General features: G+C 69.9%; 15 protein-coding genes. 13 read left to right on the forward strand and 2 right to left on the reverse strand.

Annotated elements, in window-relative coordinates; genetic code table 11:
* Positions 1–52 precede the first annotated feature (52 nt).
* The 12 genes from F0L68_RS32805 to F0L68_RS32860 all read left to right on the forward strand — a co-directional run bounded on the left by F0L68_RS32805 (position 53) and on the right by F0L68_RS32860 (position 9,239).
* Positions 53–511: a guanyl-specific ribonuclease gene (locus F0L68_RS32805; RefSeq protein ID WP_149853750.1), complete on the forward strand. Its 459-nt coding sequence runs from the start codon at positions 53–55 to the stop codon at positions 509–511.
* 139 nt (positions 512–650) lie between these two features.
* A complete protein-coding gene (locus F0L68_RS32810; protein WP_149853751.1) occupies positions 651–1,367 on the forward strand; it encodes a DivIVA domain-containing protein in 717 nt (238 codons plus the stop codon).
* Between the two features lie 84 nt (positions 1,368–1,451).
* Positions 1,452–2,051 (forward strand): YceD family protein, encoded by a 600-nt coding sequence (locus tag F0L68_RS32815; protein WP_149853752.1) that lies wholly within the window; start codon positions 1,452–1,454, stop codon positions 2,049–2,051.
* 2 nt (positions 2,052–2,053) lie between these two features.
* Complete coding sequence (rpmF, locus tag F0L68_RS32820) at positions 2,054–2,236, forward strand: 50S ribosomal protein L32 (protein WP_149853753.1); 183 nt, start codon at positions 2,054–2,056, stop codon at positions 2,234–2,236.
* Between the two features lie 36 nt (positions 2,237–2,272).
* Entirely contained in the window at positions 2,273–3,049 is a 777-nt protein-coding gene (gene rnc / locus F0L68_RS32825) for a ribonuclease III (protein WP_149853754.1), read from the forward strand.
* A 9-nt stretch (positions 3,050–3,058) separates the two neighbouring features.
* Positions 3,059–3,937, forward strand: coding sequence for a bifunctional DNA-formamidopyrimidine glycosylase/DNA-(apurinic or apyrimidinic site) lyase (gene mutM, locus F0L68_RS32830; protein ID WP_149853755.1), 879 nt, complete (start codon positions 3,059–3,061; stop codon positions 3,935–3,937).
* Between the two features lie 133 nt (positions 3,938–4,070).
* Positions 4,071–4,613, forward strand: a complete 543-nt coding sequence (locus tag F0L68_RS32835; RefSeq protein WP_149853756.1) for a toxin-antitoxin system HicB family antitoxin — start codon at positions 4,071–4,073, stop codon at positions 4,611–4,613.
* A 75-nt stretch (positions 4,614–4,688) separates the two neighbouring features.
* Positions 4,689–5,528, forward strand: a complete 840-nt coding sequence (locus F0L68_RS32840) for a DUF4097 family beta strand repeat-containing protein (protein WP_149853757.1) — start codon at positions 4,689–4,691, stop codon at positions 5,526–5,528.
* Positions 5,529–5,734: 206 nt separating this feature from the next.
* A complete protein-coding gene (locus F0L68_RS32845; protein ID WP_149853758.1) occupies positions 5,735–6,688 on the forward strand; it encodes an ATP-binding cassette domain-containing protein in 954 nt (317 codons plus the stop codon).
* Complete coding sequence (locus F0L68_RS32850) at positions 6,685–7,476, forward strand: ABC transporter permease (RefSeq protein WP_149853759.1); 792 nt, start codon at positions 6,685–6,687, stop codon at positions 7,474–7,476. The genes F0L68_RS32845 and F0L68_RS32850 overlap by 4 nt, the downstream gene beginning before the upstream one ends.
* Before the next feature lie 171 nt (positions 7,477–7,647).
* Entirely contained in the window at positions 7,648–7,971 is a 324-nt protein-coding gene (locus F0L68_RS32855; RefSeq protein WP_149853760.1) for a PadR family transcriptional regulator, read from the forward strand.
* Entirely contained in the window at positions 7,968–9,239 is a 1,272-nt protein-coding gene (locus F0L68_RS32860; protein WP_149853761.1) for a DUF1700 domain-containing protein, read from the forward strand. Before F0L68_RS32855 ends, F0L68_RS32860 begins: the two co-directional genes overlap by 4 nt.
* 33 nt (positions 9,240–9,272) lie before the next feature.
* On the opposite strand, the gene F0L68_RS32870 is transcribed toward F0L68_RS32860, so the two are convergent.
* Positions 9,273–9,710: a MarR family winged helix-turn-helix transcriptional regulator gene (locus tag F0L68_RS32870; RefSeq protein ID WP_149853762.1), complete on the reverse strand. Its 438-nt coding sequence runs from the start codon at positions 9,708–9,710 to the stop codon at positions 9,273–9,275.
* 84 nt (positions 9,711–9,794) lie between these two features.
* Complete coding sequence (gene asnB, locus F0L68_RS32875) at positions 9,795–11,645, reverse strand: asparagine synthase (glutamine-hydrolyzing) (protein ID WP_149853763.1); 1,851 nt, start codon at positions 11,643–11,645, stop codon at positions 9,795–9,797.
* 446 nt (positions 11,646–12,091) lie between these two features.
* On the opposite strand from asnB, the gene kdpF reads away from it, so the two are divergent.
* Positions 12,092–12,193, forward strand: coding sequence for a K(+)-transporting ATPase subunit F (gene kdpF, locus F0L68_RS32880; RefSeq protein ID WP_149853764.1), 102 nt, complete (start codon positions 12,092–12,094; stop codon positions 12,191–12,193).
* Positions 12,194–12,211 lie beyond the last annotated feature (18 nt).

Raw genomic sequence — 12,211 nt, forward strand, 5'->3', positions numbered from 1 at the left:
GTTAATGTCAAGGTCTCCTGGAGATCATGCGAAAGCGTTACCGTTCACCGTTATGAGCTACCTCACATCACGCGCAGCTAAGGTGGTCCTCGGCGCCCTGCTCGCCATCGTCGGGACCTTCGGGCTGGCCAGCGCCCCTGCAACGGCGGCTCCCGCGACCACAGCGACCACGGCGACAGCATCCGCCCTCAGCGCCTTCCAGGCGTCCTGCGGCGACACCTCCGGCTTCAGCACCTCGGCGCTGTCCAGCCTGCCGCCGGAGGCCACCGACACGGTCAACCTGATCCAGCAGGGCGGCCCGTTCCCGTACCCGCGCAACGACGGCGTCGTGTTCCAGAACCGCGAGGGCGTCCTGCCCGCCTGCGCTCGCGGCTACTACCATGAGTACACGGTGATCACGCCGGGCAGCTCCACCAGGGGCGCGCGCCGCATCATCACCGGCGACGCCGGCGAGTACTTCTACACCGACGACCACTACGCGAGCTTCGTGCTGGTCGACATCGCCAGCTGACACTGCCGACAGCTGCCCATTCAGTGCCGTCCGGCCGCGGACACGCCGGGTGCGAAATCCGGCGTCCTCCCGTGCCGGGCGGCCACGGCAGGGCAGACTTGACCGGCAGGTACTGAACTTCAGGGGCGAGGAGTGCGACGTGTACCGGGTGTTCGAGGCCCTCGACGAGCTCGTCACGATCGTCGAGGAAGCGCGCGGGGTGCCGATGACCTCGGGCTGCGTGGTCCCTCGGGGCGACGTGCTGGAACTACTCGATGACGTCCGGGACGCCATTCCCACCGAGCTGGACGACGCGCAGGACGTCCTCGACCACCGCGACGAGGTCGTCGGCAAGGCCCAACACGAGGCCGAGCTCGGCGTCAGCAAGGCGCGGTCGGAGGCCGAGCGCGCGCTGACCGAGGCGCGGGCCGAGTCCGACCGGGTGCGCGCCGAGGCGAGGGCACACGCCGAGCAGCTGGTCGCAGAGGCGCAGGACCAGGCGGAGCGCACCATCAACGCTGGCCGGCAGGAGTACGAGGAGCTGGTCGGCAGGGCGCACGCCGAGTCCGAGCGGATGGTGCAGGCCGGCAGGGCCAACTACGAGCGCGCCATCGAGGAGGGCCAGTCCGAGCAGTCCCGGCTGGTCGCCGAGACCGAGATCGTCATGGCCGCGCGCAACGAGTCCGTGCGGATCGTGGAGGACGCGCAGATCGAGGCGCAGCGCCTGCGCGGCGAGTGCGACGCCTACGTCGACGGCAAGCTCGCCGACTTCGAGGAGCTGCTCACGCACACGCTGCGCAGCGTCGGCAAGGGCCGCTCGCACCTGCGCGGCCCGGCGGTCAGCGCCGCAAGCGTGCCCTACGACTACCGCGACTGACCTGCCGATTTCCGTCAAAGCCCCCTCGTCCCGTACCCTTGGCGGGCTGGACGTGGTAGATCACCCGTCGGCACCACCAAAATTATGTCTGAGCATCGTCACGCCACCGCGCGTCCCCACACGACCGGGCCCTGGGTTATCGACACCAGGGACCTCGGGCGTAGGCCGGGATCCAGCCGCGGTTTCCGCAAGACGGTTCCGGCCCCGGCCGGTTTCGGGCTCGTCGACGTGATCTCGGTGCCGGAGGGCGGCGACGTCGAGCTGGACCTGCTGCTCGAAGCGGTCATGGAGGGCGTTCTTGTCTCCGGGACGGCGACGGCGGCGACCGAGGGGGAGTGTTCCCGCTGCCTCGAGGCGCTGTCCGAGCAGGTTGAGGTGGAGATCACGGAGCTGTACGCCTATCCGCACAGCACCACCGACTCCACCACGGACGAGGACGAGGTCAGCCGGGTCGTTGACGACCTGATCGACCTCGAACCTGTGGTGCGTGACGCCATCGTGCTCGCGCTGCCGCAGGTGCCGCTGTGTTCGGAGGACTGCCAGGGGCTGTGCCCCGGGTGCGGCGGCAAGCGGGCCGAGCTCGGGCCAGACCACGGGCATGAGACGATTGACCCTCGCTGGGCCGCGTTGCAAGAGCGGTTCGGCGAGGATCAGGACAACACTGATAACTCCGAGGAGAACTAGTCGTGGCCGTTCCCAAGCGGAAGATGTCGCGCTCGAACACCCGCGCGCGCCGCGCCCAGTGGAAGACCTCTGCGGTGAACTTGCAGGAATGCTCGAACAAGGCGTGCCGCAAGCCCAAGCCGCAGCACGTGGCCTGCCCCTCCTGCGGCCAGTACGACGGTCGCCAGGTCGTTCAGCCCGCCTGACAGAGCCAGATAACGGAGCGAAGGTAGTCACGCACAGTGGGAGGTAAGTCACCACGGGGCCCGTCGGCCAATCGTGACTCGCTGCTCGAAGCGCTCGGCGTCCAGATGGACGCCGAGCTGCTCGTGCTCGCTCTGACCCACCGGTCCTACGCGTACGAGAACGGCGGCCTGCCGCCGAACGAGCGGCTGGAGTTCCTCGGCGACGCCGTGCTCGGGCTCGTGGTGACCGACCATCTGTACACCACCCATCCCGACCTGCCGGAGGGCCAGCTCGCCAAGCTGCGAGCCAGCGTGGTCAACATGCACGCGCTCGCCGGCGTGGCCAGGGTGCTCGGTGCCGGCGGTCTCGGCGCGCACCTGTTGCTCGGGCGCGGCGAGGAGCTGACTGGCGGCCGGGACAAGGACAGCATCCTCGCCGACGGCCTCGAGGCCATGCTCGGCGCGGTGTACCTGGCGCACGGGATAGACACGGCGCGTCAGGTGATCCACCGGCTGTTCGACCCGCTGCTGGCCGAGGCGCCGTTGCGCGGCGCTGGCCTGGACTGGAAGACCAGCCTCCAGGAGCTGACCGCCACCGCGGGGCTCGGCGTGCCCGAGTACCGCGTCGAGGACCAGGGGCCGGACCACCGCAAGGAGTTCACCGCGACGGTGCTCGTCGCCGGTCGCGGTTACGGCTCGGGCGACGGTCGGACCAAGAAGGAAGCCGAGCAGAAGGCGGCCGAGGCCGCCTACCGCGTGCTCTACGAGCAGCAGGTCCAGCTGGAGAAGGACAAGGCGGCGGCCGCTGAGGCCGTCGGCGAGCAGCAGGCCTAGCGGTTCGGCGTGCCCGAGCTTCCCGAGGTCGAGGTCGTCCGGCTTGGGCTGGAGAACCACGTCGCGGGCCGGGTGATCGAGGCCGTCGAGGTGCTGCACCCGAGGGCCATCCGCCGGCACATCCCAGGTCCGCTCGACTTCGCCGCCCGGCTTGCCGGGCGCACCATGATCGCCGCGCGTCGACGCGGCAAGTACCTCTGGGTCGAGCTGGCCGGCGCGGACGGCGGCGGCGAGGCCCTGCTTGCGCACCTCGGCATGAGCGGCCAGCTGCTCGTCCAGCCTTCGACGGCCGTTGACGAGAAACACCTGCGCGTGCGCGTCCGGTTCGCCGACGGCGGTCCCGAGCTGCGGTTCGTGGACCAGCGGACGTTCGGCGGGCTCGCGCTGAGCGACCTGGCCGAGGTGGACGGCACGCTGCTGCCGCTGTCGATCGCGCACATCGCGCGGGACCCGATGGACCCCAGGTTCGACGCCGAGGCGGTCGTCCGCGCGCTCCGCCTCCGGCACACCGGGATCAAGCGGGCGCTGCTGGACCAGAACCTGATCTCCGGCGTCGGCAACATCTACGCGGACGAGGCGCTGTGGCGCAGCAGGCTGCACTGGGCCAGGCCGACGGACCGGCTGTCGCGGGCGCAGGGGCTCGCGGTGGTCGCCGCGGCGACCGAGGTGATGCGGGAGGCGCTGCTCGCGGGCGGCACCTCCTTCGACGCCCTCTACGTCAACGTCAACGGCCAGTCCGGCTACTTCGACCGTTCCCTCGCGGCCTACGGCCAGGAGGGCGAGCCGTGCCAGCGCTGCGGCACCGCGATCCGCCGCGACCCGTTCATGAACAGGTCGGCGTACTCCTGCCCGCGCTGCCAACCCCGCCCGCGAGACGCGCGACCCTAGGTTCACCCGTTCGTCTGTTTGCCCAGGTCAGCATCCTTCTTTGAGTGGCTTGGCATCACTTGGTGACGCTTCTGGCATCACCGGGATCGGTTTGGCACTTGCGATGGCACCACTGAGGTGCCATATTTGTGCCATGGACCTGAAGCCCTACGTGGACAATCTGCGACGGGAGCTCGCGGTCGCCGCCGACGCCGGCGGCGAGGACGCCCGCGAACTCGCGGAGCGCCTCACCGCTCCGCTCGAATCGGCCATCCGGCTCACCCTCCTCGACGCCCTGTCGTCCGCCGCCGACGAGATCACCCGCGACCTCGCGCCCGGCTCGGTCGATCTGCGACTGCGCGGCCTCGACCCCAGCTTCGTGGTGACGCCGCCCGCGCCCGACCACTCCTTCGACGACGCGGCCGATGCGGCCGACGCGGACCAGGGGGCCGGGTCGACGCCCGCCGTGCAGGCGGACACCGACGACGGTGCCATGGCGCGGATCAACGTCCGCCTCTCCGAGGCCCTCAAGGCCCGCGTCGAGGAGGCCGCAGGCCGGGACGGGCTCTCGATCAACGCGTGGTTCGTCCGCGCGGCCGCTGCCTCGCTTGATCCCGGCGCCCGCTCCCCACGCGAACGACGCACCGCCACCGCCACCGGCGCCAGCCGGCAGCGCCTCACCGGCTGGGTCAGCTGACCCCGCCTCACCGGACCACTCACCACGCCTCCCACCTGCGGAGACGCCCATCTGACTCACTCATTGGGGACAGCCATGCCAGTTTTCGACACGCCAAAGCCGATCTTTGCCACCCTCGAGCTCTCCGTCGGCCACACCACCGTCACCGCAGGCGACCGCGCCGACACCGTTGTCGAGGTGCGCCCGACCGACGAGACCAATGACCGCGATGTGAAGTTCGCCAAGCAGACCCGCATCGAGTACTCGAACGGCGCGCTGCTGGTGAAGACGCCGAACCCGATCGGCCTGTTCACCAAGCACGGCTCGGTCGACGTGACGATCGAACTGCCGGCGGGCTCCGGGATCCAGGGCAGGATCGCCGTGGGGGAGTTCCGGAGCACCGGCGACCTCGGCGACACCAGGATCACCACCGCGATGGGCCACATCCTCATCGACAGTGCCACCGAACCGCACCTGAAGACGGCGGGCGGCGACATCACCATGCACCGCGCGGTCGGCACCACCCAGATCACCACGAGCACCGGCGGCATCCGGGTCACCGAGATCGACGGCTCCGCGGTGATCAAGAACTCCAACGGGACCACCGAGATCGGCCTGGTCACCGGCAACGTCACGGTGAACGCGGCCAACGGCGACATCGCCGTCGGCAGCGCGCAGGCGGACGTCGACCTCAAGTCCGCCAACGGTTCCGTCCGAGTGGGCGAGGTGATCCGGGGCTCGACCGAGCTGCGGACCGCGCTCGGCACCCTGGAGATCGGCATCAGGGCGGGCACCGCGGCCAAGCTCGACGTCAGCACCGCGGCCGGCCGGGTGCACAACGCCCTGACGCCGTCGGACGGGCCGTCGTCCTCCGACGAGACCGTCGAGGTCCGCGCCCGCACCTCCTTCGGCGACATCGTGATCCGCCGCTCCTGAGCTGATCCGCCGCTCCTGATCGGCCAGTTCGGCCGACGGGCCCGCTCGGCCCGTCCCCGGGCCGCCTGATCCCGCAGCAGTAACTCCCTCGGGCCGACGCGGCCCCGCACGGCGGCAGCGTCCGACGCCAACCGCCGGATTCGCTATCGCGAACACGCATGTCCTTCGCACGCCCCGAAAACCACCACACGAGGAAAGGAGGGGGCATGACCACGCCCCCGTCAGCGATCTCGGTGACCGGACTTCGCCGGTCCTACGGCGACAAGGTCGTGCTCGACGGCATCGACCTGACCGTCCCCAAGGGCACGGTCTTCTCGCTGCTCGGCCCCAACGGCGCCGGCAAGACCACCATGGTGCAGATCCTCTCGACACTGATCACCGCCGACGGCGGCACGGCGCGGGTCGCCGGGCACGACGTCGCCAGCGAGCCGGACGCGGTCCGCGCCGCGATCGGCGTGACCGGCCAGTTCTCCGCGGTGGACAAGCTGCTCACCGCCGAGGAGAACCTGATCCTGATGGCGGACCTGCACCACCTCGGCCGCCGCGAGGGCAGGCGGCGCGCGAAGGACCTGCTCGCCCAGTTCGAGCTTTCGGACGTGGCCAAGAAGACGACAGCGACCTTCTCCGGCGGCATGCGGCGCAGGCTCGATCTCGCCATGGGCCTGGTCGGCTCCCCGGGCATCCTGTTCCTCGACGAGCCGACCACCGGCCTCGACCCGCGCAGCAGGCGCGACCTGTGGCAGATCATCCGCGACCTCGTCGCGAACGGCGCCACCATCTTCCTGACCACCCAGTACCTGGAGGAGGCCGACCAGCTGGCCGACCGGATCGCCTTGCTGGACAAGGGAAAACTGGTCGCGCAGGGCACCGCGGGCGAGCTCAAGCGGCTGGTTCCCGGCGGGCACATCAGCCTCCAGTTCGACGACAGCAGGCAGCTCGCGCACGCCGCCGTCGCCCTCGGCGTGGCCAGCCGCGACGAGGAGGCGCTCACCCTCCAGGTGCCCGGCGGCGACGATGTCGCGTCGCTGCGCGCGCTGCTGGCCCGCCTCGAGCGGGAGTCGATCGTGCCGAGCCACCTCTCGGTGCACACCCCCGACCTCGACGACGTCTTCCTCTCCCTCACCGGCCACCCCGACAACGACAAGGTTGCGACCCGATGAGCACCTCGACCTACGCCGTGCGCGACTCCGCGACGATGCTGCGGCGCAGCCTCCGGCACGCGCTGCGCTACCCCGGCATGACCATCTCGTCGCTGGCGATGCCCGTCCTGATCATGCTGCTGTTCGCCGGCCTCTTCGGCGACACGCTCGGCGCCGGCCTCGGCGGCGCGGCGCACGGCGGCTCCTACATCAACTACATCGCGCCCGGCATCATCCTGATGGGCGTGGGGTCGGGGTGCGTCGGCATCGCGGTGGCCGTCTGCACCGACATGACCGAGGGCATCGTCGCCCGCTTCAAGACCATGGCGATCTCCCGGGCCTCGGTGCTGACCGGGCACGTCGTCGGGAACATGATCCAGACGCTGATCAGCACCGCCCTGGTGATCGCCGTGGCGATGCTGATGGGTTTCCGGCCGACCGCTGGCCCGGTCGAGTGGCTGGCCGCCGCCGGGCTGATGGTGCTGCTCACCCTGGCCCTCACCTGGTTCGGCGTGGCGCTCGGCCTGGTCAGCAAGACCCCGGAGGCCGCGAGCAACAAGCCGCTGCTGGTGCAGTTCCTGCCGTTCCTCGGCAGCGCGATCGTGCCGACGGACTCGATGCCGGCCGGCATCCGGTGGTTCGCCGAGTACCAGCCGTTCACCCCGCTCATCGAGACGCTGCGGGGCCTGCTGACCGGCGGTCCGATCGGCCACAACGGGATCCTGGCCGTGTCCTGGTGCGTGGTCCTCCTCGTGATCGGCTACTTCTGGTCCAAGAAGCTCTACAACCGCGACCTCACCAGGAGCTGACGGCCTGCGCCAGCTCGGGGCCCCGGCCCGAACGCGACCCTCAGGGGGTGGCCGCGTTCGGGTCGGGGCCCCGACGCGTGTCCCGGTCGTTACCGACTCGCCGGAACCCCGCTATGGAAGCTACCGCGCATTCCGTAGTAGTCTCGCTCGCACATCACCGGGGAGGACCATGTGGACACAAGCCAACTGTTGAAGGGCGTCCTCGACCTGGCCGTGCTCGCGGTACTTCGCCGGGAGGACGGCTACGGCTACGACGTGCTGCGTCGCCTCCGGCAGGGCGGCCTCGAGGACGTCGGGGACGCGTCCGTCTACGGCACGCTCCGCCGCCTGTACAACGCCGGGCTGCTCACCTCGTACGTCGTGCCGAGCGAGGAAGGCCCGCACCGCAAGTACTACAGCCTCAACGAGCCCGGCAGGGACAAGCTGACGGAGTCGAGCAAGACGTGGCGGTCGTTCGCGGACACGATGAACGACCTGTTGGGAGAGGTCGCATGAGCGAGAGCATTGGCGGGTCGACCGAGACCCGCGTCGAGGTGGTCGACTACCTGGCCAGGATGCGGCAGGCACTGGCGGACCTGCCTTCCACGGAGGTCGCCGACATCCTTGAGGACGTCGGCGCGCACGTCGCCGAGGTGAGCGCCGAACTCGGCGAGGACTCCTCAGCGCAGTCCCTCGCCGACCGGCTCGGTACGCCGGAGACCTACGCCGCCGAGCTGCGCACGGCGGCCGGCTACCCGACGGCGACCCTGGCCACGGCCGCGCCGGATCGCTCGTCGATGATCGCGCGCCTCGCGATCTGGTCGCTCGCCATCGTGACGGGCGGCTCGTTCCTGCTCGGGCTCGCCTTCCGGCAGACGGGCGCGGCCGGCTTCGTCGGCAGTGCCATGGTGCTCGCCGTGCTGGCGATCCTGCCGCTGCGGCAGCTCTGGAACGGCGGCACCGGCTGGGCCGACATGATGCGCCAGCCCGAGCTGCGGCGGCTGTTCGGCGCGCTGAACCCGACCCCGTCGAGCAGGACCGGCCAGGTGCTCGCGTACGTGCGGAGCCTGCGCACGGGCTGGTGGCTGGTGCGCGGCCTGCTGCTGGCCGCCCCGCTGGTGCTGGTCTTCGGCTACCGGCTCGGCCGCTCGCCGTTGCTGCTCGTGCTGGTCGTGCCCCTGGTGCTCGCCTCGATCTGGCTTGGCAGGCGCAGTGCGGCCGACCGGCGGCTGCTCGGCCTTGTGCTGCCGCTGAACGCCTTCCTGCTCGGGGTCGGCCTGATGTTCCTGTCCAACGGCTACTTCCTCGGCTACTACCACAGCGGTCCGACGCAGCTGGACTACTCGGTGCAGACCGGGCTGCGCAACAACGGCCAGCCGCTGGAGAACATGTACTTCTTCGACGCCAACGGAAAGCCGCTGGAGAACGTCTACGTCTACGACGACCACGGCCAGCCGATCAACGCGCCGAGGGAGTACTGCGTGTATCCCAGGGGCGACAACGAGGACAACCTGTTCCCGAGGCCGAAGATCAGCCGAGATCGCGGCGGCATGTGTCAGTCGACCAACGGGGTGCCCTTCACCGTGGCGATCCCGAAGTCCGGGTTGCCGACCGAGTCGGCCACCCCCTTCGGGTCGGGCAGCCCCACGCCGCCGCCGAGCGCCGTGCCCTCCAGCACGGCGCCGTCCGGCACCGCGCCGTCCAGCGGTGTGCCGAGCAGCGGTGTGCCGTCCAGCCCCGCGCCGACCGGTGCCGCGCCGAGCAGCGCGCCGCCGACCGGCTGACCGGCCGTTCGACCTCGGGCCAGTCGTCGGTCGTCAGTCGTCGGTCGTCTCGGCGAGCTGGCGCAGCACCGGGCCGAGCGCGAGCAGTTGCTCGCGCTCGGCCGCCGGCAGCTTGGCCATCCGCGCCGAGAGCAGCTCGGCCTCGACGTTGGCCATCGAGATGATCGTCTCCTTGCCGAGCTCGGTGAGCACGACCCTGGTCGCCCTGCCGTCGGCGGGGTCGGGCTCGCGGCGCACCAGCCCACCCTCCTCCAGCCCGGTGACCACGGTCGTCGCGGTCGGCTGCGAGCAGCGCACCCGGTTGGCGATCGTGCCGATCCGCAGCGGCCCCTGTTCGAGCAGCTGGGACAGCACGATCAGCTGGGTCGGCTGGAGGCTCGGTGCCGACACGGCGTAACGGAGGCTGCGGATCAGCCGGTGCAGCGACACCACCAACTGCAACGCTTCCTGACTGGTCACGCTCGCCGTCATCGTGGCCTCCCGGGTCGCAGGCCGTGTGCCCGTTGTGGCCGTCCGGTCAACGACCAGCTGACGGGGCCGTTCCCCGCCGCCTGATCAGGACATTCGCACTTCGGGGCGGTACATGTCCAGCCAGACACCCAGGTCGAGGGTGCGTTCGAGGCCGTTGCGGATCCCTACGTCGAGAGTGCCCGGATCCCGCTGGACCATTTCGGTCAACCAGGTTCGGTCCACCAGGCCGAAGACCGCGTGGTCACGGTCCGTGAGCAGTTCCTTGGCCTGGAGCTGGAGGTCGGCGGCGTACTGCGGCTCCTGCGTCGACGGGTACGGGCTCTTCACCCGCTCGGCCACCGACTGCGGCAGCACGTTCCTGGTCGCCGCCCGCAGCAGGCTCTTCTCCCTGCCGTCGAAGGTCTTCATCGACCACGGCGTGTTGTAGACGTACTCGACCAGCCGGTGGTCGCAGAACGGCACCCTGACCTCGAGGCCGACCGCCATGCTCATCCGGTCCTTGCGGTCGAGCAGCACGCGGACGAACCGGGTCAGGTGCAGGTAGCTGATCACCCGCATCCGCCGCTCGTGCTCGGTGTCCCCGTCCAGCGGCTCGACCTCGGCGACCGCGGTTCGGTAGCCGTCGTTGAGGTAGTCGCCGAGGTCCAGCCCGGCCATCAGGTCGGTGGTGAACATCTCGCCAGGCTGCTGGCCGGGCGCCCTCGCCGCGGCGAAGGCCGCGATCCACGGGAACATGTCGGCCTGCTGCACGTGCGGCTCGTGGAACCACTTGTAGCCGCCGAAGATCTCGTCGGCGGACTCGCCGGACAGGGCGACCGTCGAACGCTCCCTGATCGCCTTGAACAGCAGGTACAGCGAGGCGTCCATGTCGCCGAGCCCGGCCGGCAGGTCCCGCGCCGCGATCACCTTGCGCCGGATGTCGGGGTCGGACAGCGTGGTGTGGTCGAGCACGATGTCGGTGTGCTCGGTGCTCGCGTGCGCGGCGACGTCGTGCACGTACGGGCCGTCCGGGGTGGGCCGCAGGTCGTCCGGCACGAAGTTCTCGGTCTGGCCGGTGAAGTCGACCGCGAAGCTGCGCACCTTCTCGCCCTGCGCGGCGAGCTGCCCCGAGGCGAGGCCGGTGATGGCGCTGGAGTCAAGGCCGCCGGACAGCAGCACGCAGCGCGGCACGTCGGCGATGAGCTGCCGGCGCACGATGTCGTCGAGCAGCTCGCGGACGTGCCCGACGGTGGTGTCCGTGTCGTCGGTGTGCCTGGTGGTCTCCAGCCGCCAGTAGGTGTGCTCGCGCACGCCGTTGCGGTCCACGGTCACCACGGTGCCCGGCACGACCTCGCGCATCCCGGACCAGACCGCGTTGCCCGGCGCCTTGGTGAAGGCGATCAGCTCGCGCAGCCCGGTGAGGTCGACGACGCGCTCGGCGAGCGGGTTGGCCAGGATGGCCTTGGGCTCCGACCCGAACAGCACGCCGTCGGCGGTGGGGTAGTAGTAGAACGGCTTGACGCCCATCCGGTCGCGGATCATGACCAGCTTCTCGACGCGGCCGTCCCAGACCGCGAAGGCGTACATGCCGTTGAGGTGCTCGGCGACGGCCGCGCCCCATTCGAGGTAGCCGTGCAGCACGACCTCGGTGTCGCTGTCGGTGCGGAACTGGTGGCCCCTGCGGCGCAGCTCGTCGCGCAGTTCGGTGAAGTTGTACGCCTCGCCGCTGTAGGTCATGGCGAGGTTGCCGTCCGGTGTCGTCACCGTCATCGGCTGCTTGCCGCCCTCGATGTCGATGACCGCGAGCCGGCGGTGGCCCAGCGCCGCGTGCCGCTCGATCCAGACGCCCTCGGCGTCCGGGCCTCGGCAGCTCATGGTCTCCGTCATCGCGTCGAGCATGGGTCGCTCGGTGGCGAGGTCACGATCGAAGGAGACCCAGCCGGTGATGCCGCACATCGCGTCCTCCAGGTTTCAGCCAGGTAAAACATTCATAGGCTATGAAACTATCGGTAGCGCATGCTGTCTACCCGCGATCGGATGACTACTTCGCGTAGTTGACGCCCGGGTGTCCTGATCTGCGAAAAGTCGCTCTGCGTAGACCATGTGCTCCGGGTCACATAGCGCGGATGGGTGACACGGGAGACCGCCGTCACCGACGTTGTCAGGATCCCGTAAATGCCGAGGTTAGCCGCGTAAAGGAGCCATCAGGTGATACCGGATGGCCCAGAGGTAGGGGCACGCTCGCGTCGCACGGCCGCCAGTGGGGTGGCCAGGGCCCATCCGGGCTGTGTCCGATCCTCTTAGGTGAAGGGAGCACCGCAGATGGCCGACCTGGCCTACGCCGTGCTGCTGATCGGCGTGTTCCTGCTGCTCGCGCTCGTGTTGCGCGGAATGGAGCGGCTGTGAACGGCGCTGGCGTCCTCGCGAACGTTGTCGGCGGAGTGATCGCACTCCTGCTGATCATCTACTTGTTCTACGCACTGATCCGACCGGAGAAGTTCTGATGCGCGTCGACGTACGCG

The organism is Solihabitans fulvus, from assembly GCF_008386585.1.
Lineage (GTDB): Bacteria > Actinomycetota > Actinomycetes > Mycobacteriales > Pseudonocardiaceae > Solihabitans > Solihabitans fulvus.

Excerpts from the sequence above, each read along its gene's own strand:
- F0L68_RS32815 (WP_149853752.1), top strand. The coding sequence starts at position 1,452 with ATGTCTGAGCATCGTCACGCCACCGCGCGTCCCCACACGACCGGGCCC.
- F0L68_RS32860 (WP_149853761.1), top strand. The coding sequence starts at position 7,968 with ATGAGCGAGAGCATTGGCGGGTCGACCGAGACCCGCGTCGAGGTGGTC.
- F0L68_RS32845 (WP_149853758.1), top strand. The coding sequence starts at position 5,735 with ATGACCACGCCCCCGTCAGCGATCTCGGTGACCGGACTTCGCCGGTCC.
- F0L68_RS32835 (WP_149853756.1), top strand. The coding sequence starts at position 4,071 with ATGGACCTGAAGCCCTACGTGGACAATCTGCGACGGGAGCTCGCGGTC.
- F0L68_RS32870 (WP_149853762.1), bottom strand. The coding sequence starts at position 9,710 with ATGACGGCGAGCGTGACCAGTCAGGAAGCGTTGCAGTTGGTGGTGTCG.
- F0L68_RS32840 (WP_149853757.1), top strand. The coding sequence starts at position 4,689 with ATGCCAGTTTTCGACACGCCAAAGCCGATCTTTGCCACCCTCGAGCTC.
- asnB (WP_149853763.1), bottom strand. The coding sequence starts at position 11,645 with ATGTGCGGCATCACCGGCTGGGTCTCCTTCGATCGTGACCTCGCCACC.
- F0L68_RS32805 (WP_149853750.1), top strand. The coding sequence starts at position 53 with ATGAGCTACCTCACATCACGCGCAGCTAAGGTGGTCCTCGGCGCCCTG.
- F0L68_RS32850 (WP_149853759.1), top strand. The coding sequence starts at position 6,685 with ATGAGCACCTCGACCTACGCCGTGCGCGACTCCGCGACGATGCTGCGG.